The sequence below is a fragment of the Aromatoleum evansii genome, from assembly GCF_012910805.1.
Classification (GTDB): domain Bacteria; phylum Pseudomonadota; class Gammaproteobacteria; order Burkholderiales; family Rhodocyclaceae; genus Aromatoleum; species Aromatoleum evansii.
In genome coordinates, this window is sequence record NZ_WTVK01000016.1 from 78425 (window position 1) to 105330 (window position 26906).

At 65.4% G+C, this 26906-nt stretch carries 27 protein-coding genes; 23 read left to right on the plus strand and 4 right to left on the minus strand.

Annotated features, from left to right (window positions below; translation table 11 throughout):
• Window positions 1-14: 14 nt before the first annotated feature.
• Window positions 15-1697 carry an ABC transporter permease gene (locus GO615_RS10285; protein ID WP_211167033.1) on the minus strand — a complete coding sequence of 561 codons (1683 nt, stop codon included), beginning with the start codon at window positions 1695-1697 and terminating at the stop codon, window positions 15-17.
• A gap of 132 nt (window positions 1698-1829) precedes the next feature.
• On the opposite strand from GO615_RS10285, the gene GO615_RS10290 reads away from it, so the two are divergent.
• The 15 genes from GO615_RS10290 to GO615_RS10360 all read left to right on the plus strand — a co-directional run bounded on the left by GO615_RS10290 (window position 1830) and on the right by GO615_RS10360 (window position 15364).
• Window positions 1830-2945, plus strand: a complete 1116-nt coding sequence (locus GO615_RS10290) for an ABC transporter ATP-binding protein (RefSeq protein ID WP_169127603.1) — start codon at window positions 1830-1832, stop codon at window positions 2943-2945.
• Window positions 2946-2954: 9 nt separating this feature from the next.
• Window positions 2955-3656: a leucyl/phenylalanyl-tRNA--protein transferase gene (gene aat, locus GO615_RS10295; protein WP_169127605.1), complete on the plus strand. Its 702-nt coding sequence runs from the start codon at window positions 2955-2957 to the stop codon at window positions 3654-3656.
• 16 nt (window positions 3657-3672) lie between these two features.
• Complete coding sequence (locus GO615_RS10300) at window positions 3673-4413, plus strand: arginyltransferase (protein WP_169127606.1); 741 nt, start codon at window positions 3673-3675, stop codon at window positions 4411-4413.
• An 86-nt stretch (window positions 4414-4499) separates the two neighbouring features.
• Window positions 4500-5522, plus strand: coding sequence for a quinone-dependent dihydroorotate dehydrogenase (locus GO615_RS10305; RefSeq protein WP_169127608.1), 1023 nt, complete (start codon window positions 4500-4502; stop codon window positions 5520-5522).
• A 106-nt stretch (window positions 5523-5628) separates the two neighbouring features.
• Entirely contained in the window at window positions 5629-6213 is a 585-nt protein-coding gene (gene rsxA, locus GO615_RS10310) for an electron transport complex subunit RsxA (RefSeq protein WP_169127610.1), read from the plus strand.
• Between the two features lie 97 nt (window positions 6214-6310).
• Entirely contained in the window at window positions 6311-6862 is a 552-nt protein-coding gene (gene rsxB, locus GO615_RS10315) for an electron transport complex subunit RsxB (RefSeq protein WP_169127612.1), read from the plus strand.
• Window positions 6859-8508 (plus strand): electron transport complex subunit RsxC, encoded by a 1650-nt coding sequence (gene rsxC, locus GO615_RS10320; protein ID WP_169127614.1) that lies wholly within the window; start codon window positions 6859-6861, stop codon window positions 8506-8508. Before rsxB ends, rsxC begins: the two co-directional genes overlap by 4 nt.
• A 1-nt stretch (window position 8509) precedes the next feature.
• On the plus strand, window positions 8510-9520 hold the full coding sequence (locus GO615_RS10325; protein WP_169127616.1) for an RnfABCDGE type electron transport complex subunit D: 1011 nt from the start codon (window positions 8510-8512) through the stop codon (window positions 9518-9520).
• Window positions 9517-10179 carry an RnfABCDGE type electron transport complex subunit G gene (locus tag GO615_RS10330; protein ID WP_169127618.1) on the plus strand — a complete coding sequence of 221 codons (663 nt, stop codon included), beginning with the start codon at window positions 9517-9519 and terminating at the stop codon, window positions 10177-10179. The genes GO615_RS10325 and GO615_RS10330 overlap by 4 nt, the downstream gene beginning before the upstream one ends.
• A 13-nt stretch (window positions 10180-10192) precedes the next feature.
• Window positions 10193-10891 (plus strand): electron transport complex subunit E, encoded by a 699-nt coding sequence (locus GO615_RS10335; protein WP_169127620.1) that lies wholly within the window; start codon window positions 10193-10195, stop codon window positions 10889-10891.
• 14 nt (window positions 10892-10905) lie between these two features.
• Window positions 10906-11538, plus strand: coding sequence for an endonuclease III (gene nth, locus GO615_RS10340; protein WP_169127622.1), 633 nt, complete (start codon window positions 10906-10908; stop codon window positions 11536-11538).
• Window positions 11539-11559: 21 nt separating this feature from the next.
• Window positions 11560-11985, plus strand: coding sequence for a DUF1841 family protein (locus GO615_RS10345; RefSeq protein ID WP_169127624.1), 426 nt, complete (start codon window positions 11560-11562; stop codon window positions 11983-11985).
• A 103-nt stretch (window positions 11986-12088) separates the two neighbouring features.
• A complete protein-coding gene (locus GO615_RS10350) occupies window positions 12089-13231 on the plus strand; it encodes a sensor histidine kinase (protein WP_169127626.1) in 1143 nt (380 codons plus the stop codon).
• Window positions 13232-13286: 55 nt separating this feature from the next.
• Window positions 13287-14129: an AAA family ATPase gene (locus tag GO615_RS10355; RefSeq protein ID WP_169127628.1), complete on the plus strand. Its 843-nt coding sequence runs from the start codon at window positions 13287-13289 to the stop codon at window positions 14127-14129.
• Between the two features lie 56 nt (window positions 14130-14185).
• Entirely contained in the window at window positions 14186-15364 is a 1179-nt protein-coding gene (locus GO615_RS10360; RefSeq protein WP_169127630.1) for a vWA domain-containing protein, read from the plus strand.
• 33 nt (window positions 15365-15397) lie between these two features.
• Here GO615_RS10360 and GO615_RS10365 read toward each other — a convergent pair whose 3' ends face one another.
• The gene (locus tag GO615_RS10365) at window positions 15398-15895 is read right to left on the minus strand and encodes a MarR family winged helix-turn-helix transcriptional regulator (protein WP_339379998.1); all 498 of its coding nucleotides are present in this window, start codon (window positions 15893-15895) and stop codon (window positions 15398-15400) included.
• A gap of 168 nt (window positions 15896-16063) precedes the next feature.
• Here GO615_RS10365 and GO615_RS10370 point away from each other — a divergent pair, with 168 nt between their 5' ends.
• Entirely contained in the window at window positions 16064-17464 is a 1401-nt protein-coding gene (locus GO615_RS10370) for a chloride channel protein (protein ID WP_422614267.1), read from the plus strand.
• Window positions 17465-17523: 59 nt separating this feature from the next.
• Here GO615_RS10370 and htpG read toward each other — a convergent pair whose 3' ends face one another.
• The gene (gene htpG / locus GO615_RS10375) at window positions 17524-19452 is read right to left on the minus strand and encodes a molecular chaperone HtpG (RefSeq protein ID WP_169127632.1); all 1929 of its coding nucleotides are present in this window, start codon (window positions 19450-19452) and stop codon (window positions 17524-17526) included.
• Between the two features lie 78 nt (window positions 19453-19530).
• Window positions 19531-20094 (minus strand): transcription elongation factor GreB, encoded by a 564-nt coding sequence (greB, locus tag GO615_RS10380; RefSeq protein WP_169127634.1) that lies wholly within the window; start codon window positions 20092-20094, stop codon window positions 19531-19533.
• Between the two features lie 329 nt (window positions 20095-20423).
• Between greB and GO615_RS10385 the strand changes: the two genes are divergently transcribed.
• From GO615_RS10385 to GO615_RS10415, 7 genes are all read left to right on the plus strand, one after another.
• On the plus strand, window positions 20424-20714 hold the full coding sequence (locus GO615_RS10385; protein ID WP_169127636.1) for a phosphopantetheine-binding protein: 291 nt from the start codon (window positions 20424-20426) through the stop codon (window positions 20712-20714).
• Window positions 20711-21370, plus strand: coding sequence for a COG4648 family protein (locus tag GO615_RS10390; protein ID WP_169127638.1), 660 nt, complete (start codon window positions 20711-20713; stop codon window positions 21368-21370). Before GO615_RS10385 ends, GO615_RS10390 begins: the two co-directional genes overlap by 4 nt.
• Entirely contained in the window at window positions 21367-22719 is a 1353-nt protein-coding gene (locus GO615_RS10395; protein WP_169127640.1) for an AMP-binding protein, read from the plus strand. The genes GO615_RS10390 and GO615_RS10395 overlap by 4 nt, the downstream gene beginning before the upstream one ends.
• On the plus strand, window positions 22716-23015 hold the full coding sequence (locus GO615_RS10400; RefSeq protein WP_169127642.1) for a 3-hydroxyacyl-ACP dehydratase FabZ family protein: 300 nt from the start codon (window positions 22716-22718) through the stop codon (window positions 23013-23015). The genes GO615_RS10395 and GO615_RS10400 overlap by 4 nt, the downstream gene beginning before the upstream one ends.
• Entirely contained in the window at window positions 23012-23956 is a 945-nt protein-coding gene (locus tag GO615_RS10405; RefSeq protein WP_339379999.1) for a lysophospholipid acyltransferase family protein, read from the plus strand. The genes GO615_RS10400 and GO615_RS10405 overlap by 4 nt, the downstream gene beginning before the upstream one ends.
• A 17-nt stretch (window positions 23957-23973) precedes the next feature.
• The gene (locus tag GO615_RS10410; protein ID WP_339380000.1) at window positions 23974-24576 is read left to right on the plus strand and encodes an outer membrane lipoprotein carrier protein LolA; all 603 of its coding nucleotides are present in this window, start codon (window positions 23974-23976) and stop codon (window positions 24574-24576) included.
• On the plus strand, window positions 24573-26906 hold a 2334-nt coding region (locus tag GO615_RS10415; RefSeq protein ID WP_169127644.1), incomplete at its 3' end, for an MMPL family transporter. The genes GO615_RS10410 and GO615_RS10415, both read left to right, overlap by 4 nt.

Here is a 26906-nt window from a genome sequence, read left to right on the forward strand (position 1 = left end):
ATTCGAAACGCAATCTAGACTTCCGTTTCCTCGACTGTGCGCCGGTTCCCGCGCGCAATCTGGCGCGAGATGATGAACATCGGCAGCAGGCCAACGGCGACAATCGTGATGGCAGCGGTCGATGCCTCGGCCAGCCGTTCGTCCGACGCGAGCGTGTGCGCCTGCGTCGCCAAGGTGTCGAAGTTGAACGGCCGCATGACCAGGGTCGCCGGCAATTCCTTCATCACGTCGACGAACACGAGCAGACCGGCAGTAAGGAGGCTGCCCCGCAGGATCGGGACATGGACGCGTTGCAGCGTCGCCCACTTCCCGATACCGAGGCTGCGCGAAGCGTCGTCCATGTTCGTGGTGATCTTGCCGAGACTGCTTTCGACCGTATGCAGGGCGACGGAAAGGAAACGGCTCAGGTAAGCATACACCAGGGCGGCGATTCCACCGGTCAGCACAAGCCCCGGATTGACGCCCGTCACCCCCTCCAACCAGGCCGCAATCGCGTGGTCGAGCCGCGTGACAGGGATAAGCACTCCCACCGCGATAACCGAACCCGGCACGGCGTAACCGAGTCCTACGATGCGATTCAGAACGCGGGGAAGGTGCGTGCGTGACAGCCGTGCGGCATAGCCGAGGAGGATCGCCAGCAGCACGGCGAGGAGTGCCGTGACGAGGGCGAGCACGAAGCTGTTGCGCGCCAGTTGCACGAAGCGAGCGCCAAACTGCGCGTCGCCGTCAACGAGCGCCATGCGCACGAGCAGGAAGGCGGGCAAGAGAAAACCGAGCAGGAGCGGCATGAAGCACGCCAGCGCGGCGACAAGGCCCAGCGGACGCGACAGCCGGACCGGGGTCGGCGCTGATTGCTGGCGAGAGGTGTTGTTGAACCGGGCCCGTCCGCGGCTGGCGTGCTCGAGCACCAGCACGAGCACGACAAAGGCCAGCAGCACCGCGGACAACTGCGCGGCGGCGACGCGATCGCCGAGCGAGAACCAGGCGCGGTAGATGCCGGTCGTGAAGGTCTGAACACCGAAGTAGGAGACGGTTCCGAAATCCGCCAGCGTTTCCATCAGCGCGAGGGCGGATCCGGCAACGACCGCGGGTCGCGCCAGGGGCAGGGAGACGCGGAAGAAGCTGCCCCAGGGGCCGAGCCCAAGGGACCGCCCGGCTTCCAGCATTCCGGACGCGCGCTCGAGGAAAGCGGTTCGGGCCAGGAGGTAGACGTAGGGGTACAGGACGAACATGAACATCGCGACCGCACCACCCGCGGTGCGGACGTCGGGGAACCAGTAGTCTCCCGCCTTCCATCCGAAGACCTCGCGCAGCCCGGTTTGCAGGGGGCCGACGAACTGGAGGAAATCGGTGTACACATAGGCCATCACGTATGCCGGGACGGCGAGCGGCAGGACCAGTGCCCACTGGAAGAAGCGACGCCCGGGAAATTCGGTCATGGTGGTCAGCCAGGCCGTCGCGACGCCTATCGTAGATACGCCGAGGCCGACGCCGATACACAGGATCAGCGTGTTGCGGATGAACTCCGGCAGAACGGTCGACGACAGGTGGCTCCATGTCCCCGCGGTACCTCCCACGAACACGTTCGAGAAGACGGAGATCACCGGCATCGCGATCAAAACGGAGACCAGCAGCGACCCGGCCGTCAGGGACGACCAGCGCTCGTGCAACTTTCCCAGCCCTTCCAGAAATCTCATCTCGCTCCCGACGGGGTCACGCCGCGAGGTCCATTCCACGCGGCAGGTTATCGAGAATTATAATTCATCCCATTTCGCTTACCGCGATGCAATAATGGCCATCGCACTTTTCAACGCTGTATCGGAATCTCCATGTCCCACCTCGAGCTGGCCGGCATCGATCTCGCGTACGGAGGTCATCAGGTTGTCCGTAATCTTTCTTTTCGCCTCGAAAAGGGCAGCATCGGCTGCCTGCTGGGGCCGTCCGGCTGCGGCAAGACAACCGTATTGCGCTGCATAGCCGGTTTCGAGCCGGTCATGTCCGGGGTGATCCGGCTCGATGGCGCCGTGGTAAGCGGGAGCGACCTGCATGTTCCGCCCGAGCGGCGGCGTATCGGAATGGTGTTCCAGGATTACGCGCTGTTCCCCCACCTTTCGGTTGCCGGGAACATCGAGTTCGGTTTGCGTCACCTTGAAGCCCAGCAACGTCGCGAACGTGTCGCGGAGTTGCTGCGCGTCGTCGGATTGGCCAGCCAGGGGCACAAATACCCGCACGAGATGTCGGGAGGCCAGCAACAGCGGGTCGCCCTCGCCCGCGCACTTGCCCCCCGCCCCAGCCTGCTATTGCTCGACGAACCGTTTTCGAACCTCGACGTGGAGCTGCGCGAACGCCTGTCCTACGAGGTGCGCGACATCATCAAGGCGACGAACACGACCGCGATTCTGGTCACGCACGACCAGCACGAGGCCTTTGCGGTTGCAGACGAGATCGGGATCATGAATGAGGGGTGCATCCAGCAGTGGGATACGCCGTACAACCTCTATCACCGGCCCGCCAATCGTTTCGTCGCCGACTTCATCGGACAGGGGGTGTTCCTTCAGGGGCTGGTGCTCAACGACCATGAGGTCAGGGTCGAACTCGGAACGCTTAACAGCGCAATTCCCGTCGAGTGCGGCATCGGCTGCGGCAACTGCGACCGCGACTGCACGGTGTCGGTGCTCCTGCGGCCGGACGACATCGTGCACGACGACACGAGTACGCTGCAGGCGGAGGTGGTGCACAAGGCTTTCCGCGGGGCGGACATCCTCTATACGCTGAAACTCGAGAGCGGAGCAAGAGTGCTGTCGCTGGTGCCGAGTCACCACAATCACGCGCTCGGCGAGCGGATCGGGATCCGACTGGACGTCGATCATGTCGTCACCTTTCACGAAGGGTCGGACGAGGCGGTGAAGGAGCGCCCACTGGTCGGCCCGATCCGGGCGCAATGAGCGCCGGCGATGATTCCCTGGCTCACCGGCAGTCCGCGGTTTCCTCCGGTCGAATCGGCGCTGGCTGACCCACCCGGCCTGCTCGCCGCGGGGGGCGAACTTGCACCGGAATGGTTGCTCGCCGCGTACCGACAGGGAATCTTCCCGTGGTACAGCGCGGGTGAACCGATACTCTGGTGGAGTCCGGACCCCCGACTGGTGCTCGTTCCGTCGAGGATGAAAATTTCCCGCTCGCTCGGCCGAACCTTGCGCCAGCATCGCTTCGAGATTCGCTTCGATACGGCGTTTTCCGATGTCGTCGCTGCGTGCGCGGCACCGCGGGAGCCTGGTGGGGGGACGTGGATCACCGAGGAGATCCAGGCAGCCTATCGCCGCATGCACGAACTCGGCCATGCACACAGTGTCGAAGCGTGGTGCGATGGCGAGCTCGCGGGGGGGCTTTACGGCATCGGGCTCGGGAGGGCATTCTTCGGGGAATCGATGTTCAGCCGCCGCACGGATGCATCCAAGGTCGCGCTTGCGCACCTCGCCCGGTACCTCGCGTCGAGGAATTTTGCGGTGATCGATTGCCAGATGACCACCACACATCTGCTTTCGCTCGGGGCCTTCGAGATCGCGCGCGCCGAGTTCCGCGCCGGCCTGGAAGTCTGGACGCGGGAGGGGGACGGGCCCGGGCGCTGGCCGCGGGACGCGGGCCGGGGATTGTTCTGAGCACATACTCGCAGACATGCAGAAAGACTATCCGTACGCACTGATCCAGTTTTACGCGACGGCGCCTTATGCGTGCTCTTACCTTCCGGAACGGGTGGCGCGTTCGCAGGTCGCGACCCCCGGACACCTCATCGACACGGCCGTGTACAGCGAGCTCGTCCGTAACGGTTTCCGGCGCAGCGGCATGTTCACCTACCGCCCCTACTGCGATCATTGCCGCGCCTGCGTGCCGGTGCGGATTCCCGTCGATGCCTTTGTTCCGGACCGCAGCCAGCGGCGCAGCTGGGCGCGGCACTGCACGCTCGAGGCGCGCGAGCGGGATCTCTCCTTTTCCGAAGAGCACTACGCGCTGTATCAGCGCTATCAGGGTTCGCGGCACGCAGGCGGTGGAATGGACCAGGACAATCGCGAGCAATACGCGCATTTCCTGCTGCAGAGCCAGGTGGATACGCGTGTCGTCGAGTTCCGCGATCAGGGTGTCCTGCGCATGGTCAGCGTGATCGACCGCCTGAGCGACGGTCTCTCCAGCGTTTACACGTTCTTCGATCCCGACGACCCAAAGGCGAGCTACGGGACCTATGGCGTGCTATGGCAGATCGAAGTGTGCCGCCGATTGCACTTGCCCTATCTCTATCTGGGGTACTGGATCAAGGACAGCCGGAAAATGACCTACAAGATCCGCTTCCACCCTCTGGAAGGACGCATCCGGGGCGAATGGCGCCCCCTGGATCCATCGACGGATTCTGATTCGGAATAGCACGCGGCGTAGCTGCCGTCCGCTGGCACGCGCTTTCTTCGGAAATCCGGGGGGCGAGGCGCGGCGCGAAACGGTAGAATTCGCGGATGCTATACGATATCGCCCGCCCCATCCTGTTTTCGCTCGATGCGGAAACCGCCCACGAATTTTCCCTCGCCGCCCTGAACCTTGCTGGACGGATCCTTCCTGCTGGCAAGCCGGTGCCGTCCGATGCGGTCGAGGTCATGGGACTCAGCTTCCCCAACCGTATCGGCCTCGCGGCCGGGCTGGACAAGAATGGCGAGGCGATTGACGGGCTCGCACGGTTCGGTTTCGGCTTCCTCGAGATCGGCACCATCACTCCGCGCCCGCAGCCGGGCAATCCGCGCCCGCGGCTGTTCCGCCTCCCGGAGGTGCGCGGCATCATCAACCGCATGGGTTTCAACAACCACGGTGTGGACGCGCTGGTCGCAAATGTCGGCGCGGCGAAGTTCAAGGGCATTTTGGGCATCAATATCGGCAAGAACTTCGACACGCCGATCGAGAACGCCGCAGACGACTACCTCGCCTGTCTCGACAAGGTCTATGCGCTGGCGAGCTACGTGACGGTCAATATTTCGTCGCCGAACACCAAGAACCTGCGCCAATTGCAGGGCGAATCCGAACTGGACGACCTGCTCGGCCGGCTCAAGGAGCGGCAGGCACGGCTGGCCGACAAGCACGGACGCTATGTGCCGCTGACGCTGAAGATCGCACCGGATCTCGAGCCTGCCCAGGTGACCAACATCGCCGATGCCCTGCGGCGCCATCGTATCGACGGGGTGATCGCGACGAACACCACGATCTCGCGCGAGAAGGTGCAGGGCGTGCGCTACGGCGAGCAGCAGGGCGGCCTGTCCGGTGCACCGGTGTTCGAGGCCTCGACCGCGGTCGTCGTCCAGCTTGCGCAGGCGCTCGGCGGCGAACTTCCGATCATCGCCGCCGGGGGCGTGCTGGACGGACGCGGTGCTCGGGCCAAGCTCGAGGCCGGGGCGCAACTGGTGCAGGTTTATAGCGGCCTGATCTATCGCGGCCCCTCGCTCGTGCAGGAGTGCGTGCGCGCAACGGCCGATTTCGGCGCGGACCGCTGACAGTGCCACCCGATGGCCCCAAAAGGCATATGCCTATAACCCGTTCAGGGTTGAGCGGGACATAACGGCGGGACATAATTCCACGGATATCAACCGGTTCTCGAACATGACCAGCTACATCTTCATCATCATCGGCGCTGTTCTGGTGAACAACGTCGTCTTTGTCCGGATTCTCGGGCTGTGTCCCTTCATGGGCGTGTCCAAGAAGCTGGAGACGGCGGTGGGCATGGGCGCAGCGACGACGTTCGTGCTCACCCTGGCGTGCGGAACGAGTTACCTGATCGATCACTATCTGCTGGAGCCGTTCGATCTCGCATTCATGCGCACGCTTTCGTTCATCGTTGTAATCGCGGCGATCGTGCAGCTCACCGAGCTGGTCATCCAGAAGACAAGCCCCGTCCTTCACCAGGTTCTCGGCATCTATCTTCCGCTGATCACGACCAACTGCGCGGTGCTGGGCATCCCCTTGCTGAACGTCGGTCTGCGGCATGATCTGCTGGAGTCCCTTCTGTTCGGCTTCGGCTCGTCGATCGGCTTCACGATGGCCTTGATCCTGTTCGCCGGGATTCGCGAACGCCTGGATGGCGCCGACGTCCCCACGCCGTTTCGCGGCACGGCGATCGCAATGGTCACGGCAGGCTTCATGAGCCTGGCGTTCATGGGTTTTGCCGGGCTGGACCGATTTCACTAGCCCAAGCCTCCGAACCCCTACCCCAAACTGATCCGGCGCAGGCGGAGCACTCCGGCAGCGGACTGTTCCCCGACGCCCCGAACCTGGCACACACTCCATGTTGACCGCCATCCTCATCATGACAGGCATCGCCATCGTGCTCGGCGCAGCACTGGGCTATGCCTCGATCCGTTTCAAGGTCGAAGGCGATCCGCTGGTGGAGAAGATCGACGCGATCCTTCCCCAGACGCAATGCGGCCAGTGCGGCTACCCCGGCTGCAAGCCGTACGCGCAAGCCATCTCGAACGGGGAAGCCGACATCAACCAGTGCCCGCCGGGCGGCGAAGAGGGTATCCGCAAGCTCGCCGACCTGCTGGGCCGCGAATTCAAGCCGCTCTCGGAGGAGCACGGCACCGAGAAACCGAAATCGGTCGCGCGCATCGACGAACAGGTATGCATCGGGTGCACCCTGTGCATTCAAGCCTGTCCGGTGGATGCGATCCTCGGCGCGGCGAAGCAGATGCATACCGTGGTGGCACCGCTGTGCACCGGGTGCGAACTGTGCGTTGCGCCCTGCCCGGTCGACTGCATCTCGATGGTTCCGGTCGCGGAGACCGTTGAAAATTGGAAATGGAAATATCCGGTGCATGAACTGAGGTCTGTCGCATGATCACCCGCCTTTTCGGCTTCAAGGGCGGGGTCAAGCCCGAATCGCACAAGAACGAATCCTCGGGGACACCGATCCAGAAGGCGCCGATGCCGAAGCGGCTGGTCATCCCGCTGCGTCAGAGCATCCGCTCGACGGCACGGTGCCTGGTCCAACCCGGGCAGAAAGTGCTCAAGGGCGAGCACATCGGCGAGGGCGAAGGCGGCCTCGGAACGAGCGTGCACGCCTCCACCTCCGGGACCGTCGTCGAGATCGCGCCGTACCCGATGGCGCACGCGTCGGGCCTGGAAACCCTCTCCGTGGTGATCGAGCCGGACGGAGAGGACCGCTGGATCGACCATACGCCCCTCGACTTGCCGACAGTGTCGCGCGAGGAGGCGCTTGCCTGGCTGCGCGGCTGCGGCATCGTCGGCATGGGTGGCGCCGGTTTCCCGACCCACGTGAAGGTCGGCGGCGGACGCGGGATCGAGACGCTGGTGATCAACGGGGCAGAATGCGAACCCTGGATCACCTGCGACGATCGGCTGATGCGCGAACGTGCGCCCGAGGTGCTGTCGGGAGCGATGATCCTGCGTGAGTTGATCGGCGCCAAGCAGGTGTTGGTAGGCGTAGAGGACAACAAGCCGGAAGCGATCGCTGCGATGCAGGCTGCGGCGAGCACGCTCGGGGACGGCATTGCGGTGGTCCCCGTTCCCACGCTCTACCCGGCGGGCGGTGAAAAGCAGTTGATCCGGGTGCTGACCGGCGTCGAGATTCCGCAAGGGAAGCTCGGCACCGATTTCGGTGTCCAGTGCTTCAACGTCGGAACGGCCCACGCCGTGCACCGCGCGATCTGCTTCGGCGAGCCCCTCGTTTCGCGTGTGGTGACGCTGACCGGCAACGTGGCGCGCCCCGGAAACTACGAAGTGCTGCTCGGCACGCAGGTTGCGGAGCTGCTGGAGCTGGCCGGCCCCAAAGCGGATACGGATCGCTACATCATGGGTGGCCCGATGATGGGTACCGAGCTGCAGAGCCTCTCGGTGCCGGTCACCAAGGGCACGAACTGTGTGATCTCGGCCTCGCCGGCACTCTTCCCGCCTCCCCCGCCGGAGCTGCCGTGCATCCGCTGCGGCGCCTGCGCGCGTGCCTGCCCGGCCGAGCTGCAGCCCTTCGAGCTGTACTGGTTCTCGCGTGCGAAGAATTTCGGCAAGGCGCAGGAATACCACCTGTTCGACTGCATCGAGTGCGGCTGCTGCGCCTTCGTGTGCCCGTCGCGCATCCCGCTGGTCGACTACTACCGCTTCGCCAAGGGCGAAATCTGGGCAAGGGAACGCGAACGGCAGGCGTCCGATCAGGCGCGGGAACGCTTCGAATTCCGCAATTTCCGCCAGGAGCGCGAGAAGGAGGAGAAGGCGGCCAAGCTCGCCGCAAAGGCCGCCGAAACGCGCGCAAAGATCGCGGACACGGGAGAGCCCGCGCCAGCACCGACCGAGGCCGAAGATCCGAAGAAGGCGCTGATCGCGGCCGCGCTGGCACGCGCCAAGCAGCAGCAGGCCGCGGTCACGCCCAGGAACACCGAAGACCTGAGCGCCGACGTCCAGGCGGAAATCGCCGATATCGACGCCCGCCGCGACAAGCTAAACCAGCAAGACGCCGACAAGGCGCCCTGACATGATCAATTCTCCGTATATCCGCAAACCGGCCAGCGTCCAGGGGGTGATGCTGGCGGTCCTCATCGCGCTGGTCCCCGCCATCGTCGTTTACGCCTCGCAGATTGCTGCGGTCGTGCTCGTCAACCTCGCCATCGCGACGTGCGCCGCGCTGGCCGGCGAGGCATTGGTGCTCAAGCTGCGGGGCAGACCGCTGGCGCCGGCGCTCTCCGACCTGTCGGCGGTGGTCACCGCGTGGCTGCTGGCGCTGTGCTTCCCGCCCATCCTGCCGTGGTGGGCGACCGCGCTGGGAGTCCTCATCGCGATCGTGGCGGTCAAGCACCTTTATGGCGGACTCGGGCAAAACCCGTTCAACCCTGCGATGGTCGCTTACTGCGCCATGATCGTCGCCTTCCCTGCGCTGATGTCGCAATGGCCGGCCGCCGGCCAGCTGGATTTCGCCACGCAGCTGGGGTTGGTGCTGGGCGGGGCGCGCGAGCTCGATGCCATCGCGAGCGCCACTGCGCTGGACACGATCAAGACAGGCCTCCGGACCGCGGGGGCGACGGTCGAGTCGATCATGGGTCAGAACGGAAACTTCGGCTTCGTGAGCGGGCGCGGCTGGGAATGGCTGGCGCCCGCCTATGCCCTGGGCGGCATGTACCTGCTGGCACGCGGGATCATCACGTGGCACATGCCTGCGGCCTTCCTCGGTGCCCTCGCTGCGATCTCGGCGGCCTTCTGGCTGGTCGATCCCGCGCACTACGCGTCCCCCCTCTTCCACCTCGCGAGCGGCGGCGCAATGCTGGGCGCGTTCTTCATCGTCACCGATCCGGTCTCGGGCGCAACCACGCCTCGCGGCAAGCTGATCTTCGCCGCCTCCATTGCGTTGGTGGCCTACATCATCCGCAGCTTCGGCGCCTTCCCCGAGGGCGTCGCCTTCGCGGTGCTGCTGCTGAACATCTGCGTTCCGCTGATCGACATGAATACGCAGCCGCAGGTCTTCGGGCACAGGGGAGACAAGGCACGATGAGCGCCCGTTACACTGCAGCGCGCACTTCGGTGCGCACGGCCGGCATCATGGTGCTGTTCACCGTGGTCTTCACTGCCCTCATGTCGGCGACATTCCAGCTCACCCGTCCGGCCATCGAGGCCTCTGCGCTCGAAGGCAAGATGCGTCTGATCCGCGAGGTGCTGCCCCCTTCCGCCTACGACAACGCGCTCCTGGAAGATTCCGTAGCGCTCGGTCGGACGCCGGAACTGGGGCTCGATCAGGGCGGACACATCTACCGCGCGCGCATGGCCGGCCAAGCGGCCGCCCTGGTGCTCGAGGTCGTCGCGCCGGACGGCTACGCGGGCCGGATCCAGCTGGTGGTCGCGGTCGGTGTCGACGGGCGGGTGAGCGGCGTCCGGGTCACGGCGCACAAGGAAACCCCGGGGCTGGGGGACTACATCGATCCGAACAAGGATCGCAACAAGTCGCAGCCCTGGATCGGGCAGTTCGCGGGGGTGTCGTTCGCGGACGTCGGCCTGGAGAAGTGGAAGGTCAAGCGCGACGGCGGAAACTTCGCCTACCGTAGCGGAGCGACGATCAGCGCGCGTGCGGTGACAAACGCGACCGCGCGCGCCGCCGACTACGCGATCCGCAACCGCGACGCGCTGTTCGCCGCACCGGCTGGCGGAAGACTCTGACGGAGAACGCTGAATGAATCTGCAAAGCTTTCGCGAATCGGCCTGGAACGGCCTGTGGCGCCAGAACACGGGCCTGGTGCAGTTGCTCGGCCTGTGCCCGATTCTCGCCGTGAGCACGAGCGTGGTGAACGCGGCAAGCCTCGGGCTGGCCACCGTGGTGGTGATGGCGGTGTCGAACCTCGCCGTGGCATCGCTGCGGAACTTCATCCCCTACGAGATCCGGATCCCGGTGTTCATCCTGATCATCGCGGCGCTCACCACGGTGGTCGATCTGGCCTTCAATGCGTATTTCCACGATCTTTATCTCGTGCTTGGCATCTTCATACCGCTCATCGTCACGAACTGCATCGTGCTTGCGCGCGTCGAAGCCTACGCGGCGAAGAACGATCCGGTTTCGTCGACCGTCGACGGCGTGATGATGGGACTGGGCCTCGTGTGGCTTCTGGCGGTGCTTGGCGGTCTGCGAGAGCTCGCCGGCAATGGCACGCTGTTCGCGGGCATCGAGATGATCTTCCCCGGGCTATCGGCGATCTCGGTGTTCGGCCCCGACTATCCCGGCTTCCTGATCGGCATCCTGCCGCCCGGCGCCTTCTTCGCGCTCGCGTGCCTGATCGCGCTGTCGAATGTGATCCGTGCACGCGCCGCGAAAAGGAAGGCCGCGACACAGGAGCCCGCCGCACCGGCCGCCGACCAGCCGGCGTCGGCGGCCTGAGGCCGGCAGCGAGCATGAAGCGGGAGTCCGTCCGCGAGTTCTTTCGCCGTCTTGCGGAAGCAAATCCGCATCCCACGACCGAGCTCGAGTACGGATCCCCTTTTCAGCTGCTGGTGGCCGTAGTCCTGTCCGCCCAGGCAACCGACAAGAGCGTGAACCTCGCGACACGAGGTTTGTTCGCTGACGCCCCGACCCCGGAGGCCATCATCACGCTGGGTGAGGAAGGTGTCGCCGCGCATATTCGCACGATCGGCCTGTATCGCAACAAGGCAAGGAACGTGGTGGCACTGTCGCATCTGCTGCTCGAACGCCACGGCGGCGAAGTGCCGCGCGATCGCACCGCGCTGGAGGCGCTGCCCGGCGTCGGACGCAAGACCGCTAATGTGGTGTTGAACACGGTGTTCGGCGAGCCGGTGATGGCCGTTGATACGCACATCTTCCGCCTTGCGAACCGTACCGGGCTGGCGCCCGGCAAGGATGTCCTCGCCGTGGAGCACGCGCTGATGCGACGCGTGCCCAAGGAATTCCTGCGGGACGCTCATCACTGGCTCATCCTGCACGGCCGCTACGTCTGCACCGCGCGCAAGCCCAGATGCGGCGAGTGCCTCGTGCGCGACTTGTGCGATTTCCGCGACAAGACCGCCTAACCCTCCAACAATCGAGAGCAAATGTTCAATCCATCCCGCGATCAGGTCCGTACCTTCTTCATCGATAGCTGGCGTAAATATCGCGCGAAGGAGGTCCTGACCCCGATCGAGCACATGGCCAACGACCTTATCCTGCTCCACCCGGAATATCACGCGCTGCTTGAGGACCCGGAAGCGGTCACCAGGGAGTTTCCTCCCGAGGGCGGGCAGCTCAATCCCTTCCTGCATCTGTCGCTGCATCTGGCGATCGAGGAACAGCTGTCAATCGACCAGCCCCCCGGCTTGCGCGCCGCGTTCGAGTCCTGCCAGGCTCGCCGGGGCGATCGGCACGCCGCCCTGCACGACGTGCTGGAGTGTCTCGGGGAGACGATGTTCGATGCGCAGCGGAACAACCGGCAGCCAGACGGCGAGGCTTATGTCAGCTGCGTGCTGCGCCGCGCGGGTTGAGGCGGTGTAAACTCCGCTGATGTAGCCCCGGCCACCAGCGCCGTTGCGCCCTGCCCGCCCCGCTGACGTTCCGCGTGGGCTTTCCCGAGGAGCACTGCCGGACATGGAAGCGCTACCCGAACTTTCCATCCTGCTCGTGGAGGACGATCCCCTCCAGGGCGAACGCATGGCGATGCTGCTGCAGGGCCTCGGACAGAAGGTCAGGGTCGCGGAATCGGGGGAAGTGGCGCTCGATCTGTTCGCGGCAGCGCCCGCCGATCTTGTGCTCATGGACGTCATGCTGCCGGGCATCGACGGGTTCGAGACGACGCGGCGGATCAAGTCGATGTGCGGCGGCCGCTGGGTGCCGGTGATCTACATGACCGTACTCGGCGGGTGTGCAAATCTGGTCGAGGGTCTTCACGCCGGCGGCGATGATTACCTGGTGAAGCCGGTGGAATTCGAGATCCTCGAGGCGAAGCTGCGCTCGGCGATGCGCACGCTCGGGCTGTACCGCGACCTGGAACGGTCGCGCGACGAACTGGCGCGCACCAATGCGGCGCTGCGCGGGGCAAACCGCGAGCTGGAATGTTTCACATACGCCGTCGCGCACGATCTCAAGTCGCCGCTGCGTGCGATCAACGGCTATGGCAGCCTGCTCGCTTCCAGCGAAGCCGGCCGGCTCTCCGACGACGGGCATTCCTGTCTTGAGAAGATTCTTGAGGGGACCGAGCGCATGGGTCTCCTGATAGACGATCTGCTCGAATATTCGCGCATCGAACGCGGACCGACGGCCTTCGAGGAGATCGACGTGCGCGAGCTCGTCACACAGCTGATCGCGGACTTCGACGAGGAGATTCGCGCCAACGGTGCCACGGTGGAGCTTGCGCCGTCCTGCGCCTCGCTCCTGGCGGACCGCAGCGGACTGATCCAGGCCTTGCGGAACCTGCTTGGCAATGCGCTGAAGTTTTCGGCAAGGGTGGCCAGGCCCCGCGTCGTCATCGCATGCGAGCGGAACGACGACGGCTTCCATGTCTCCGTGCGCGACAACGGCATCGGCTTCGACATGAGCCACCACGAGCGCATCTTCGACATCTTTCATCGGCTGCACCGGGACGACGAATATCCCGGCACGGGGATCGGGTTGGCGATCGTGCGCAAGGCTGTCGCGCGCATGCAGGGGCGGTGCCGGGCCGAAAGCGCGCCCGGCCGGGGGGCAAGCTTCCATCTCGAGTGGCCGTTACCGTCCGCGGCATTGAACACTTAGTGTCCTTGGTTGGTGGAGCCCATATAATCGGGGTTCGCCAACGAGAGGACCCCCCATGCGTTTCGAAGGATCACGCGATTACGTCGCCACCCCCGACCTGATGCTCGCAGTGAACGCGGCAATCAAGCTGCAGCGACCGCTCCTGATCAAGGGCGAACCCGGCACGGGCAAGACCATGCTGGCCGAACAGGTCGCCGAGGCGCTGGGTCTGCCGCTGCTGCAGTGGCACATCAAGTCGACCACCAAGGCCCAGCAGGGCCTGTACGAATACGATGCGGTTTCGCGCCTGCGCGACTCGCAACTGGGCGACGACCGGGTCAAGGACATCGCCAACTACATCGTCAAGGGCGTGCTGTGGCAGGCGTTCGAATCCGAAACTCCGTGCGTGGTGCTGATCGACGAGATCGACAAGGCGGACATCGAATTTCCCAACGACCTGCTGCGCGAGCTCGACCGCATGGAATTCCATGTATACGAGACGCGCAAGACCATCCAGGCGCGCAACCGGCCCATCGTATTCATTACGTCGAACAACGAGAAGGAACTGCCGGACGCCTTCCTGCGCCGCTGCTTCTTCCACTACATCCGCTTCCCCGACCGGGACACGATGCAGCGGATCGTGGACGTGCATTTCCCGGACCTGAAGAAGGATCTCCTGCGCGAGGCGCTCGAGGTGTTCTTCGGGCTGCGCGATGTACCGGGCCTGAAGAAGAAACCTTCGACCTCGGAGCTGATCGACTGGCTCAAGCTGCTGGTGGCCGAGGACATCCCGCCCGAGGCGCTGCGCGCACAGGACCAGCGGGCGGTCGTGCCGCCGCTTGCCGGCGCGCTGCTGAAGAACGAACAGGATCTCCATCTGTTCGAGCGGCTCGTATTCATGGCGCGCAACAATCGCTGACGGTCAGGCGTCGATTCGAGATCAAGGGCTGAAAGGCCCGACGAAGGACGAGGACCATGCTCATAGATTTTTTCCTGCATCTGAAGGCGAGCAAGCTGCCCGTGTCCACGCGGGAGTTCCTGACGCTTCTGGAAGGTCTGCGCGATGGCGTGTGCGGCCATGCGATCGACGATTTCTACTTCTACGCTCGTACCTGCCTGGTCAAGGATGAGTCGCGCTACGACCGTTTCGACCAGGCATTCGCCGCGTACTTCAAGGGCGTGACGGAGATCCCCGGCCTCGAGAAGGAGCTGCCGGAAGAGTGGCTGCGGGCGATGATGAAGAAGCACCTGTCGCCCGAGGAAAAGGCACAGCTCGAGAAGCTCGGCTGGGACAAGCTGATGGAGGAGTTCCGCAAGCGCCTCGAGGAGCAGAAGGGACGCCATCAGGGCGGTTCGAAATGGATCGGCACCGGCGGCAAGTCGCCATTCGGCAACGGCGGCTATCACCCCGAGGGCATCCGCGTCGGCGGCGAGTCCGCGGGTAACCGTACCGCGATCAAGGTGTGGGAGAAGCGCGAGTACCGCAACCTGGACGATTCACTGGAGCTCGGCACGCGCAACATCAAGGTCGCGCTGCGACGGCTGCGGCGCTTCGCGCGCGAGGGCGCCGCGGACGAGCTGGATCTCGACGGCACGATCGCCGCGACCGCTCGCAATGCCGGCTGGCTGGACCTGATGATGCGGCCGGAACGCCACAACGCGGTAAAGGTGCTGCTGTTCCTGGATGTCGGCGGGTCGATGGACGACCACGTGAAGGCGTGCGAGGAGCTGTTCTCCGCCTGCCGGGCGGAATTCAAGCACCTCGAGCACTTCTACTTCCACAACTGCGTGTATGAGTCGGTGTGGCGCGACAGCCATCGCCGCCACGCGGAGCGGATCCCGGTTCATGACCTGATCCACAAGTATGGCCCGGACTACAAGCTGATCTTCGTCGGCGACGCGACGATGAGCCCGTACGAGATCCTGCATCAACATGGTTCGATCGAGCACATGAACCGCGAACCGGGCGCCGACTGGCTAAGACGCCTGCTCGACGCCTGGCCGGCAGCCGCGTGGCTCAATCCCGAACCGGAACGGCTGTGGCCTTATCGGCAGTCGATCGAGATCATCAACAACATCATGGCCCAGCGCATGTACCCGATGACCCTCGAAGGACTCGAACGCGCGATGCGGCAGCTGTCGAAGAAGACCTGACGACTTAAACGAGTTCGCGGCGTAAGACGCGACTTACTCCGTGAAGGGCAAGGGCTGCATGCCGAAGCCCTCGTCGAGGCCCTTGATCTGCTGCAGCAGGCCGTCCAGTTCTTCCTGGAGCCGTGCCTGGGAGGACGCATCGAGCAGGCGCAGCGCCTCCGGCAGGACTCCGCGGGCAGGCGACGGCGCCCGCGCCAGCAATTCGCGCCCCGCCGGCGTCAGCGACAGCCGCACGACGCGTTGGTCGGCACTGTTGCGCGCCTTCGCGACCAGGCCGTTGGTCTCGAGCTTGTCGATCATGTTGGAGGCGGTCGACTGATGCAGGGCCATCCGTTTGGCAAGTTCGCCCACACGCAGGCCGGGCTCCTCGAGCAATTCCTGCATTGCCCATAGCTGGGCGCCGGTAACGCCGCTCTGTTTCTCGACCCATTGGGAATGACGCTGAGCCGTGCGAATCAACACCCGGAAACGCTGCAGGACGGACAGCGGGCTCACCTGGCTCGGCTGACTGCGGTCGGCGGACTTGCTCACGATACGAGACCCCTTTTTGCAACATCCGGGAGATCCCGGCAAAAATATTTGTGTAAATATTGTGGAACCCCTTCGGGTTTCCCTACGATCTTTCGGGATATCGTAGCGGAAGCGCCGGCGAACCCCAACAAATCCAGCAGTTGCGGACTTCAACTCCAACGGGCCATCGTGTCGTCCAACCTCCCTCCAACCGATGCGAACCGTTCGGCTCGCACCTTCCGCCACATCGCGCGATCGAGCCGCCGCTACGCGAGCCCCCTGATCTCGCTCGGCCACTGGCGCCGGCGCGCCCTCCTCGTCGGCGCAGCACTCCTCGCCGGACTCTTCGCCATCGTTTTCGCAATCGGCGCCGAGCACGCGATCGAATTGCACGCAAGGATCATTGCAAGCTCGCCCTGGCTGTCGCTCGCCCTTGCTCCCGCCGGATTTGCCGGCATGGCATGGGTCGCCCGGCGTTTCTTTCCCGCCACCCAGGGAAGCGGGATCCCGCAAACGATTGCCGCTTCGCTCAGCCCCGATGCCGAGGTGCGCGGACGCTTGCTGTCGCTGAAGATCGCAGGCGCCAAACTGGTTCTGACTCTCGGCGGACTGCTCTCGGGGGCATCCATCGGTCGGGAGGGGCCGTCGGTGCAGATCGGCGCCTCGGTGATGCATTCACTGGCCGGGAGACGCTTCGGTCGTATTGCATCGAGCCGCAACCTCATCGTTGCCGGTAGCGGAGCGGGTATCGCGGCTGCATTCAATACGCCCCTGGGCGGAATAATGTTCGCGATCGAGGAGATGTGCCGCCATCATGCCTTCCGCGCAAACAGCACGACGCTGACGGCGGTGATCTTCGCGGGCCTGATGTCGCTCGGCATCCTCGGTAACTACACGTATTTCGGCCGTACGCCGGCGGCGCTCAGCTGGCCCGCGGGCATCTGGCCGGTGCTGATCTGCGGCGCGGCAGGCGGCATCCTGGGTGGCACCTTCAGCCGACTGCTGGTTGCTTCCGCACGCGGCCTGCCCGGTCGCGTGGGCAATTTCGCCGCGGAACGCCCGATCGCCTTCGCAGCCGGCTGCGGGCTCGCGACCGCGCTCATCGGACTCGTGACGGGAGGTGCCACTTACGCGACCGGCTATGCCGAGTCCAAGGCGGCTTTGGAAGGAACCGCACCGCTGCCGGTTTACTTCTTCGCAGCGAAGATGCTGGTCATCTGGCTCGCCTTCGTCAGCCGCATTCCCGGTGGAGTCTTCGCCCCTGCACTTGCAGTCGGGGCAGGACTCGGCTCGACGCTGGCGGCGCTGAATCCCGGTGAGGAAGGGCCGGCGCTGATGGTCCTGGGCATGGTCGCCTTCCTTTCGGGCATGACGCTCACACCAATCACGTCCTTCGTGATCGTGATGGAGATGACCGCAAATCACGAGATGCTGATCCCGCTCATGGCCGCATCCGTCATCGCATACGGCTTCTCCAGATCGGTGTCGCCTCGCGCCCTCTACGACGCGCTGGCGGTTCCTGCCTTGGAGCGCGCGCAAGCGGAGGTCGGACGCGACGCCGCCGCGCGCGAAAAGGCGGACGCGTCGTAAACGAAAACCGCCCGCAAGGCGGGCGGCTCCGGCGATGCCTGAATGGCGGCGCGCGCGGATCAGTTGCCGCTCATCGCCATCATCAGCTGGTTGATGCGCTTGACGAAAGTCGCCGGATCGTCGAGCGTGCCGCCTTCGGCGAGCAGCGCCTGGTCGAAGAGCACCGCTGCCCAGTCGTCGAACTGCTTCTCCTCGTACTTCAGGCGCATCACCGCGGGGTGCTGCGGGTTGATCTCGAGGATGGGCTTGGATACCGGCGCCTGCTGGCCGGCAGCCTTCAGGATGCGAGCGAGGTTCATCCCCATGTCGTGCTCGTCGGCGACGAGGCAGGCGGGCGAATCGGTCAGGCGGTGCGTGACGCGCACGTCCTTGACGCGCTCGGCGAGGCTCGCCTTCATCTTCTCGAGCAGCTCCTTGTACTCGTCGGCGGCCTTCTCGGCTTCCTTCTTCTCGGCTTCGTCCTCGAGCTTGCCGAGATCCAGGCCGCCCTTGGCGACGGAGACAAGCTGCTTGCCGTCGAACTCGGTGAGGTTGCCGATCACCCACTCGTCGACGCGATCGGACAGCAGCAGCACTTCGATGCCCTTCTTGCGGAAGATCTCGAGGTGGGGGCTGTTCTTCGCGGCATTGAACGATTCGGCCGTGACGAAGTAGATCTTGTCCTGGCCTTCCTTCATCCGGGCGATGTAGTCGGCGAGCGAGACGGTCTCGTCGGGCGTGTCGTCCTTCGTCGAGGCGAAGCGCAGCAGGCCGGCGATCTTCTCCTTGTTCGCGAAGTCCTCACCGACGCCTTCCTTCAGCACCTTGCCGAATTCCTTCCAGAAGGTCGCGTACTTCTCCTTGTCGGAGGCTTCGTCGCTGGTGGCGAGGTCTTCGAGCAGGCCCAGCACCTTTTTCGTGCAGCCGGCACGGATGGTGTCGATGTCCTTGCTTTCCTGCAGGATCTCGCGCGAGACGTTGAGCGGCAGGTCGGCCGAATCGACGACCCCGCGCACGAAGCGCAGGTAGGTCGGCATCAGCTTCTCGGCGTCGTCCATGATGAAGACACGCTTCACGTACAGCTTGATGCCATGGCGGGCGTTGCGGTCCCACATGTCGAAGGGAGCGTGCGCCGGGACGTATAGCAGCTGGGTGTATTCGTGGCGGCCTTCCACGCGGGCGTGGCTCCACGCGAGCGGCTCGTCGTAGTCGTGGCCGACGTGCTTGTAGAAGGCCTTGTACTCGTCGTCGCTGATGTCGCCCTTGGAGCGCGTCCACAGCGCGTTGGCCTGGTTTACGGTCTCGTCCTCGTCCGTCGTGACCTGCTCGTTCTTGTCCTTGTCCCACTCCTCCTTCTTCATCAGGATGGGCTGGACGATGTGGTCCGAGTACTTGCGGATCAGGCTGCGCAGCTTCCAGCCGGAAAGCAGGTCGTCCTGGTCGTCGCGCAGGTGCAGCGTGATCTCGGTGCCGCGAACGGCCTTGTCGATCGCCTCGACCGTGTATTCGCCGGCGGCATCGCCCACCATCGAGCATTCCCACTTAACGCCCTGCGAGGCAGGGAGGCCCGCGCGGCGCGTGACGACGGTGACCTTGTCGGCAACGATGAAGGCCGAGTAGAAGCCGACGCCGAACTGGCCGATGAGGTGGGCGTCCTTCTTCTGGTCGCCGGTGAGTTGGGAAAAGAATTCCTTGGTGCCGGACTTGGCGATGGTGCCGAGATGCGCGATCGCCTCGTCACGGTTCATGCCGATGCCGTTGTCGGCAACGGTGACGGTCTTCGCATCCTTGTCGAAGGAGATGCGGATCGCGAGTTCGCCCTCGCCTTCGAACAGCTCGGGCTTGTCGAGGGCCTCGAAGCGCAGCTTGTCGCAGGCGTCCGACGCGTTCGAAACCAGCTCGCGCAGGAAGATCTCGCGGTTGGAGTAGAGCGAGTGGATCATCAGGTGAAGGAGCTGCTTCACCTCGGCCTGGAAGTTGAGGGTCTGGGCGCCGGTGGCGGTCGTCATCGTTTGAAACTCCGTTGTCACAGGAATGCGCCTGCATATGGGGCGTATTCCGGGAATTTCAAGCACCGCCGGCAGCGATCACTCGTAGCGGATTTCGACGACCTCGATTTCGCGCGGACCCGCCGGGCTCTGGAAGCGCACGACGTCGCCTTCGCGCGCCTTCATCAGCGCACGGGCGAGCGGCGAGATCCAGCTGATGCGGCCGACGCTGGCATTGGCCTCGTCGACGCCGACGATCTGCCAGGTCTGCTCCCCCTCGCCGTCCTCGTCCTCGACGTCGAGCACGGTGACGGTCGCGCCGAAGAAGACCTGCTCCATGCCCTGCTGACGCTCGGGGTCAACCACCTCGGCCGACTCGATGCGCTTGATTAGGAAGCGGATGCGGCGGTCGATCTCGCGCAGGCGCTTCTTGCCGTAGATGTAGTCGCCGTTCTCGGAACGGTCGCCGTTCGATGCGGCCCACGCGACCGTTTCGACGAGCTTGGGCCGCTCGATGCGTACCAACTGGTCGAGCTCGACGCGCAATGCGTCGTAGCCGCGCCGCGTCATGTAGTTCTTTGTGCCCGGGGGCAGGCGGACCGCCGCAGGGACGTCGTCGTCATCGTCCTGGCCGTCGCCTTCCTTGGTAAATGCCTTGCTCACCGTGAGGATCCATCCTGTCGAGGGAACGGTCACCTGTGCCGTGCCCCCTCCGTTTTCTGTACTGTTACCGGATGCAACCGCATCCGCGGCCGCAGCGCCATCGCTTCATGATAACGGATCAGTGCTTCAGCCGCGCAGGATGCGCCCCCCAGCGGCTGCGCGGAACGAGTCAATCCTATAAACTGCGGGGTTTTCACAAACAAATTGCAATCGCGAGGCGCTACCGCGGTCGACCGCTCCCGGGCGACACTTCGGCAGTCTCGCGACCAGCGCGCATATCGCCCTGCGAAAAGCGCGTCGCCGCGAATTCAACGCATTTCCGCCGATTCATGACCCAAGCTGCCACCCCCTCTTCCGCCGATCTCGATGCACTGCGTCTCGAAGTAGCAGGCCTCGTCGTCGAAGCCCTGAACCTGGACATGGCTCCCGAATCCATCCCGGCCGACGATTCCCTCTTCGGCGAAGGACTGGGCCTCGATTCGATCGACATCCTCGAGGTCGCGCTCGTCGTCTCGAAGCGCTACGGCTTCCAGTTGCGCGCCGACAACGAGGACAACGTCAAGATTTTCCGCTCCCTGCGCAGCCTCACCGAGTACGTCGCGGCCAACCGCACGAAATGAAGCCTGCACTCGTCCGCGTCGGGCGCGGACTTGCGATCGGCGTCGCCGTGGTCGCCTGGGCGGTCGCTGCGCATTACACGAGTGCGCTCGTCGATGAGTCGTCCTGGGGGGCGCTGCTTGCGATCGCACCCTTCGCGGCGATCGCCGCGGCTTTCGCCTGGCAATCGTCGCGCCGCGCCGCGATGCTCGGCGTGCTTGCGGCCGCAACGCTTGCGTTGGCGCTGGCGTGGCCGACGCTTGCGCGCAACGTCGGCTGGCTCTATTTCGTCCAGCACGTCGGCACGAACGTCCTGCTGGGGATTGGTTTCGGACGCACGCTCGCGGCCGGGCGCGAGCCGATGTGCACGCGCATCGCACGCACGATGCACGCGACCGTCAGCCCCGCGCTCGCTCGCTATACACGGCAGGTGACGGTCGCATGGACGATCTTCTTCGCCGCGACTGCGGCGATTTCCTGTCTGCTGTTCGCGTTCGGCTCCATCGAGACGTGGTCCGCCTTCGCCAATCTCCTGACCATGCCGCTGGTCGGAATGATGTTCCTTGCAGAGTACCTCGTGCGCCTCAGGCTGCTCCCCGAAGATCGCAGCAGCATCCTGGACGCCGTCCGCGCGTACCGGCGCGCGTCGCCCACCGCAAAACCTGTTAACGAGCAATGACGCACCCCGCTTCCGCAACACTGCCGCTCCTCGCCCATACCAAACCGGATGCCGTGGTCGCCTGGCGGCATGACGGCCCCGTGACGGTCGAACGCTTCCTGGGTGACGTTGAGCGCCTCGCATCCTCGCTACCCGCGGGCGGACACGTCCTGAACGTGTGCGCGGATCGCTACCGCTTCACCGTCGGGCTGGCCGCGACGCTGGTGGGCCGCAAGATCAGCCTGCTGCCCTCGACGCATACCCCCGAGACCGTCCGGCAACTGCAGGTGTTCGCGCCCGACACGTTCTGCCTGACCGACAGCCCGGCCTGCGACATCGACTTGCCGCAACACCACTTCATCGAGTCCCCGGTGGCCGCTTCGCCGGAAGGTGGCGCGGTGCCGATGATCGACGTGGATCAGGTCGTGGCCTATGTGTTCACGTCCGGCTCGACCGGCACGCCGATGCCGCACGCGAAGACCTGGGGGCCGCTCGTGCGCAACATCGCGGCAGAGGCCGACAGGCTGGGGCTGGTCGACAAGCCGTTCACGCTGATCGGCACCGTTCCACCACAGCACATGTACGGTTTCGAATCGACCGTGCTGCTGGCGCTGTTGTCCGGCGGCGCGATCTGGACGGGGCGGCCGTTCTATCCGGCGGACATCGCGGACGCGCTGGCCGCAGTTCCCCGTCCGCGCGTCCTGGTCTCCACGCCGTTCCACCTGCGTACGCTGCTGAGCGCAGGGACCGAGGTGCCGCCTGCGGACCTCGTCGTATCCGCCACCGCTCCGCTGTCGGGCAACCTCGCGGTAGCGCTGGAGGCACAATTGCAGTGCCCGCTGATCGAGATCTACGGCTGCACCGAAACCGGCCAGACGGCCACCCGGCGCACGGCCGAAACGGCCGAATGGCAGCTGATGCGCGGTCTCGCGCTCACTGTTGAAGACGAGAAGGTGTGGGCACACGGAGGCCACGTCGAGACGCCAACGGTGCTGAGCGACATCATCGAGCCCACCGCGGACGATCGCTTCCTGCTGCACGGGCGCTCGGCGGACCTCGTGAATATCGCTGGCAAGCGCAGCTCGCTCGGTTACCTGAATCATCAGCTGAATGCGATCCCGGGTGTCGTCGATGGCAGTTACTTCATGCCCGAAGACGAGCAGACCGACGGGGTGACGCGCCTGACAGCTGTCGTCGTCGCTCCGGGCCTCGACCGCGCGACGCTGCTGCAGGCCTTGCGCGAGCGAGTCGATCCCCTGTTCCTGCCGCGCCCGCTGATCTTCGCTGACGCCCTGCCGCGCAACGCGACGGGCAAGCTTCCGCGCGCGGCACTGGAGGAACTGCGGCGCACGCTGGGCGGCAGCGAATGATTCACGAATCGAGCGTGCGGATTCCCGCCGATCATCCGTCTTTCGCGGGACACTTCCCTGGCCGGCCGATCGTGCCGGGCGTGGTACTGCTGGGCTTGGCGACCCGCGCGCTCGGGGGTGCGCTCGGGCGCCAAGTGCCGCCCTGCGGCATCGCATCGGCCAAGTTCCTGCGCCCGGTCGGCCCGGATACCGAACTGCGCATCCGCCTTACCGAATCCGGAACGAACTGGCGCTTCGACATCCTTGCCGGGGACGACTGCGTCGCGACCGGCGTCCTGCGAGTCGATCCGGCGTGAGCGACGCGTCGAGCGCAACGCCCCGGCGGGGAACCGCCGAATGGGCGAGCCGTCCGGAACGCAGCAACTACGCGACGCTGCGGCTGATGACATGGATCTCGCTGCGACTCGGCCGCCGCGTGGGACGCGCGGTGCTGTTGCTGATTTCGGCCTACTTCCTGCTCTTCGCGCCGGCCGCCCGGAAGGCCTCGAGAGAATGGCTCCGACATGCGCTGGGCCGACGCCCTGCCGCCATGGAGCGGTTCCGGCACATCTTCAGCTTCGCGAGCACGATTCACGACCGCATTTATCTGGTGAATGACCGTTTCGACCTGTTCGACATCCGCGTACACGGGGGCGAACTCGTGCGGGCAGCGGTGGATGGTGGCCAGGGCGTGTTCCTGATGGGGGCGCACCTGGGCAGCTTCGAGGTCATGCGCGCGATCGCGCGTCAGCAACCCGGGATGCGGGTGGCGATGGTCATGTACGAGGAGAATGCGCGCAAGATCAACGACACGTTGGCCGCGATCAATCCGGCCGCACGCGCGGACATCATTCCGCTGGGGCATCTCGATTCGATGCTGCAACTGAAGGAGCGCCTTGATGACGGCTCGCTCGTGGGCGTGCTCGCGGACCGCAGCCTGGGCGACGACCCGTCGCAGCCCGTCGATTTCTTCGGTGAGCCCGCGGAGTTTCCGGTCGGCCCGTGGCGCATCGCGGCCATGCTCAAGCGGCCGGTGATCCTGATGGTGGGGTTGTATCGCGGCGGCAACCGCTACGACGTGCACTTCGAGGAACTCGCCGATTTCTCCGCGGCAACGCGCGAGAACCGGGCACGGCTGATCGATGACGCAGTCGAACGCTACGCCGCACGCCTTGCGCACTACGCCGGACAGGCACCGTACAACTGGTTCAATTTTTTCGATTTCTGGCGCAGTGCGCGACGCCGCGCGACGCATTGACCGCCCCTGGAGTATCCGTGTTCAAAGCTGCATCCATGCGCCTCCTCGTCGCCGCCCTGCTCGCCGCGGCTTCCTTGCTGCACGGCCCGCAGGCCATAGCGGCCGAGTCGTGGACGGTTGCCCAGCTGATGCAGGCCTTGGGCAAGCACCGCAGCGGACAGGCCACCTTCCAGGAACGGAAGTATCTCGCCGTGCTCGACCAGCCGGTCGAATCGTCCGGCGAATTGCGCTTCCAGGCGCCCGACCGGCTGGAGAAGATCACCCTCAAGCCGCGTCCCGAAGCGCTGGTCCTCGAAGGCAACAACCTGAGCGTGACGCGTGGCAAGAAGCAGTTCAACGTGCGCCTGTCCGACTACGGCGAAGTCGCCGGTTTCATCGACAGCATCCGCGCGACGCTGGCCGGGGACCGCGATACGCTTGAGCGCACCTATGCGCTGCATCTTGCCGGCAATGCGGAACGCTGGACCCTGACCCTGCTGCCGCGGGACACTCGCATGGCCGAGGTCGTGACCCGCATCAACATCACCGGCACACGCGGGCTGCTGCGTGAAATCGAGATCCTCCAGGCGGACGGCGACCGCTCGGTCATGGAGATCGTGGCGCTGGGGCAGGCACGGTGACACGCCGTTTCCTGCCGGCACTGCTGCTGTGGCTGGCCTTCGTCGCTACCTGTGCTGCCGTCGTCAGCCAGACGCGTTTCACGGCCGACCTCTCGGCCTTCCTGCCCGAAGCGCCCACCGCAGAGCAGCGGGTACTGGTCGAGCAGTTGCGCGACGGCATGGTATCCCGCCTGCTGCTGGCCGGCATCGAGGGCGGCGACGCCGCTCAGCGGGCGCAACTCTCGCGTGCGCTCGCCGCCAAGCTGCGCGCCGATGCGGCCTTCGGCATGGTCGCGAACGGCGAGCCCGTCCATCGCGAGAGCGACCATGCCTTGCTGTTCATGCACCGTTATGTGCTGAGCCCCGCCGTGACCGCGGAGCGCTTCACGTCGTCCGGTCTGCAACAAGCGATCGCGGAATCGGTCGACCTCCTCGCCTCGCCGCTCGGCATGCTCACGAAGTCGCTGCTGCCGCGCGACCCCACCGGCGAACTGATGCAACTGCTCGAACGGCTCGATGGTGGATCCCGCCCCGCGATGCAGGAGGGAGTATGGGCTTCGCGGGACGGCAGACGCGCCCTGCTGCTCGTGCAGACCCGCGCCTCGGGCTCGGATCTCGACGGCCAGCAGGCGGCGATCGATTCCCTGCGCAGTGCCTTTGCGAGCGAGGCATCGAAACTACCTTCCGGGACCGATCTGAAGCTGCTGGTTTCCGGCGCCGCCGTGTTCGCGGTCGATTCGCGATCCACCATCGAGAGCGAGGTGACGCGCCTCGCCCTGGTGTCGGCCGGGATCATCGTTGCGCTCCTGCTCTTCATCTACCGCTCGCCGACAGCCCTCCTGCTCGGGCTGCTGCCGGTGATATCCGGGGCACTGGCCGGCATCGCCGCGGTCAGCCTCGGATTCGGCGTGATGCACGGGGTCACCCTCGGTTTCGGCACCACCCTGATCGGCGAGGCGGTCGATTACGCCATCTACCTCTTCGTCCAGTCCGGTTCGACAGCGACGAACACCGGGCGCAACACCTTCTGGCCGACCATACGCCTCGGGGTGATGACGTCCATCTGCGGCTTCGGCGCGCTGATGTTCTCCGGCTTTCCCGGCCTGGCGCAGCTCGGCCTGTATTCGATCGCGGGCCTGATCGTCGCTGCGCTCGCGACGCGCTACATCCTGCCGCACCTGCTGCCTGCAGGATTCGCGATCCGTGACGTGACCCCGTTCGGACTGCGACTTCAGCGCGTCGTCACAGCAGTGCGCAGACTGCGCTGGATCCTTGCCGGATTGGCGGCGCTGGCCGGAGCCTTCGTGTTTGCCCAGCACGGCCGGATCTGGAATCACGAACTCGCGGCCCTGAGCCCGGTGCCGCCGCAGGCGCAGGCGGTCGACGCCATGTTGCGCAGCGATCTCGGCGCGCCGGACCTGCGCTACATGATCGTCGTCCGTGCAAACGATGCCGAGGGCACGCTGCAAAAGGCGGAGGCGGTATCCGCGCGGCTGCAGGTGCTCGTCGATGCCGGGGAGATCGGCGGTTTCGAAAGCCCGTCGCTGTATCTGCCGTCCCGGGCCCGACAGCTCGAACGCCGCTCCGCGCTCCCCGAGCCGCAGGACTTGCGCGAACGGCTCACGAGCGCGACCGCGGAGCTGCCCCTGCAGGCCAGCCGCCTCGGACCCTTCGTCGAAGACATCTCCGCAGCGCGTGAGCGCCCCCCTCTGACACGCGCAGACCTCGACGGAACGAGCTTCGCGATGGCCGTCGACTCGCTGCTCCTGCGTCAGGGCGCGCAGTGGACCGCGCTGCTGCCGCTGCGCGCGCCCGTCGAGGGGGCGCATGCGGGGGAAATCGACCCCTCTACCGTGCGCCTCGCGCTCGACGCGGCGGCGGAGGCCGCCCCGCTCTTCATCGACATGAAGAGCGAATCCGGGCAGCTCTACGCGGGCTACCTGCGCGAGGCGATCATGCTGTCGCTTGCGGGCGTCGCAGCGGTCATCGCCCTGCTTGCGCTCGCTCTGCGTTCGCCGCGGCGCGTCCTGCGCGTCCTGCTGCCGCTCGCTGCCTCGGTGCTGACGGTCGTGGCCGGACTCGTGCTCGCCGGCGTGGCGCTGACGATCCTGCACCTCGTCGGCCTGCTGCTGATCGTCGCAGTGGGCTCCAACTACGCGCTGTTCTTCGACGGCAAGGGCGACGAGGACGCCCCTCCGCCCGCGACCCTCGCGTCGATGCTGTTTGCCAACCTCACGACGGTCGCCGGCTTCGGCGTCCTCGCATTCTCCTCGGTTCCCGTGCTGCAGGCGATTGGCGGCACGGTCGGCCCCGGCGCCCTCCTCGCCCTGATCTTCGCCGCCGCCTTCGCC

Excerpts from the sequence above, each read along its gene's own strand:
- GO615_RS10300 (WP_169127606.1), top strand. The coding sequence starts at position 3,673 with ATGCAGAAAGACTATCCGTACGCACTGATCCAGTTTTACGCGACGGCG.
- GO615_RS10335 (WP_169127620.1), top strand. The coding sequence starts at position 10,193 with ATGAATCTGCAAAGCTTTCGCGAATCGGCCTGGAACGGCCTGTGGCGC.
- GO615_RS10400 (WP_169127642.1), top strand. The coding sequence starts at position 22,716 with ATGATTCACGAATCGAGCGTGCGGATTCCCGCCGATCATCCGTCTTTC.
- GO615_RS10330 (WP_169127618.1), top strand. The coding sequence starts at position 9,517 with ATGAGCGCCCGTTACACTGCAGCGCGCACTTCGGTGCGCACGGCCGGC.
- GO615_RS10350 (WP_169127626.1), top strand. The coding sequence starts at position 12,089 with ATGGAAGCGCTACCCGAACTTTCCATCCTGCTCGTGGAGGACGATCCC.
- GO615_RS10360 (WP_169127630.1), top strand. The coding sequence starts at position 14,186 with ATGCTCATAGATTTTTTCCTGCATCTGAAGGCGAGCAAGCTGCCCGTG.
- GO615_RS10390 (WP_169127638.1), top strand. The coding sequence starts at position 20,711 with ATGAAGCCTGCACTCGTCCGCGTCGGGCGCGGACTTGCGATCGGCGTC.
- GO615_RS10385 (WP_169127636.1), top strand. The coding sequence starts at position 20,424 with ATGACCCAAGCTGCCACCCCCTCTTCCGCCGATCTCGATGCACTGCGT.
- GO615_RS10305 (WP_169127608.1), top strand. The coding sequence starts at position 4,500 with ATGCTATACGATATCGCCCGCCCCATCCTGTTTTCGCTCGATGCGGAA.
- GO615_RS10395 (WP_169127640.1), top strand. The coding sequence starts at position 21,367 with ATGACGCACCCCGCTTCCGCAACACTGCCGCTCCTCGCCCATACCAAA.
- rsxB (WP_169127612.1), top strand. The coding sequence starts at position 6,311 with ATGTTGACCGCCATCCTCATCATGACAGGCATCGCCATCGTGCTCGGC.
- GO615_RS10290 (WP_169127603.1), top strand. The coding sequence starts at position 1,830 with ATGTCCCACCTCGAGCTGGCCGGCATCGATCTCGCGTACGGAGGTCAT.
- GO615_RS10355 (WP_169127628.1), top strand. The coding sequence starts at position 13,287 with ATGCGTTTCGAAGGATCACGCGATTACGTCGCCACCCCCGACCTGATG.
- aat (WP_169127605.1), top strand. The coding sequence starts at position 2,955 with ATGATTCCCTGGCTCACCGGCAGTCCGCGGTTTCCTCCGGTCGAATCG.
- rsxC (WP_169127614.1), top strand. The coding sequence starts at position 6,859 with ATGATCACCCGCCTTTTCGGCTTCAAGGGCGGGGTCAAGCCCGAATCG.
- nth (WP_169127622.1), top strand. The coding sequence starts at position 10,906 with ATGAAGCGGGAGTCCGTCCGCGAGTTCTTTCGCCGTCTTGCGGAAGCA.
- GO615_RS10345 (WP_169127624.1), top strand. The coding sequence starts at position 11,560 with ATGTTCAATCCATCCCGCGATCAGGTCCGTACCTTCTTCATCGATAGC.
- GO615_RS10285 (WP_211167033.1), bottom strand. The coding sequence starts at position 1,697 with ATGAGATTTCTGGAAGGGCTGGGAAAGTTGCACGAGCGCTGGTCGTCC.
- rsxA (WP_169127610.1), top strand. The coding sequence starts at position 5,629 with ATGACCAGCTACATCTTCATCATCATCGGCGCTGTTCTGGTGAACAAC.
- GO615_RS10325 (WP_169127616.1), top strand. The coding sequence starts at position 8,510 with ATGATCAATTCTCCGTATATCCGCAAACCGGCCAGCGTCCAGGGGGTG.
- htpG (WP_169127632.1), bottom strand. The coding sequence starts at position 19,452 with ATGACGACCGCCACCGGCGCCCAGACCCTCAACTTCCAGGCCGAGGTG.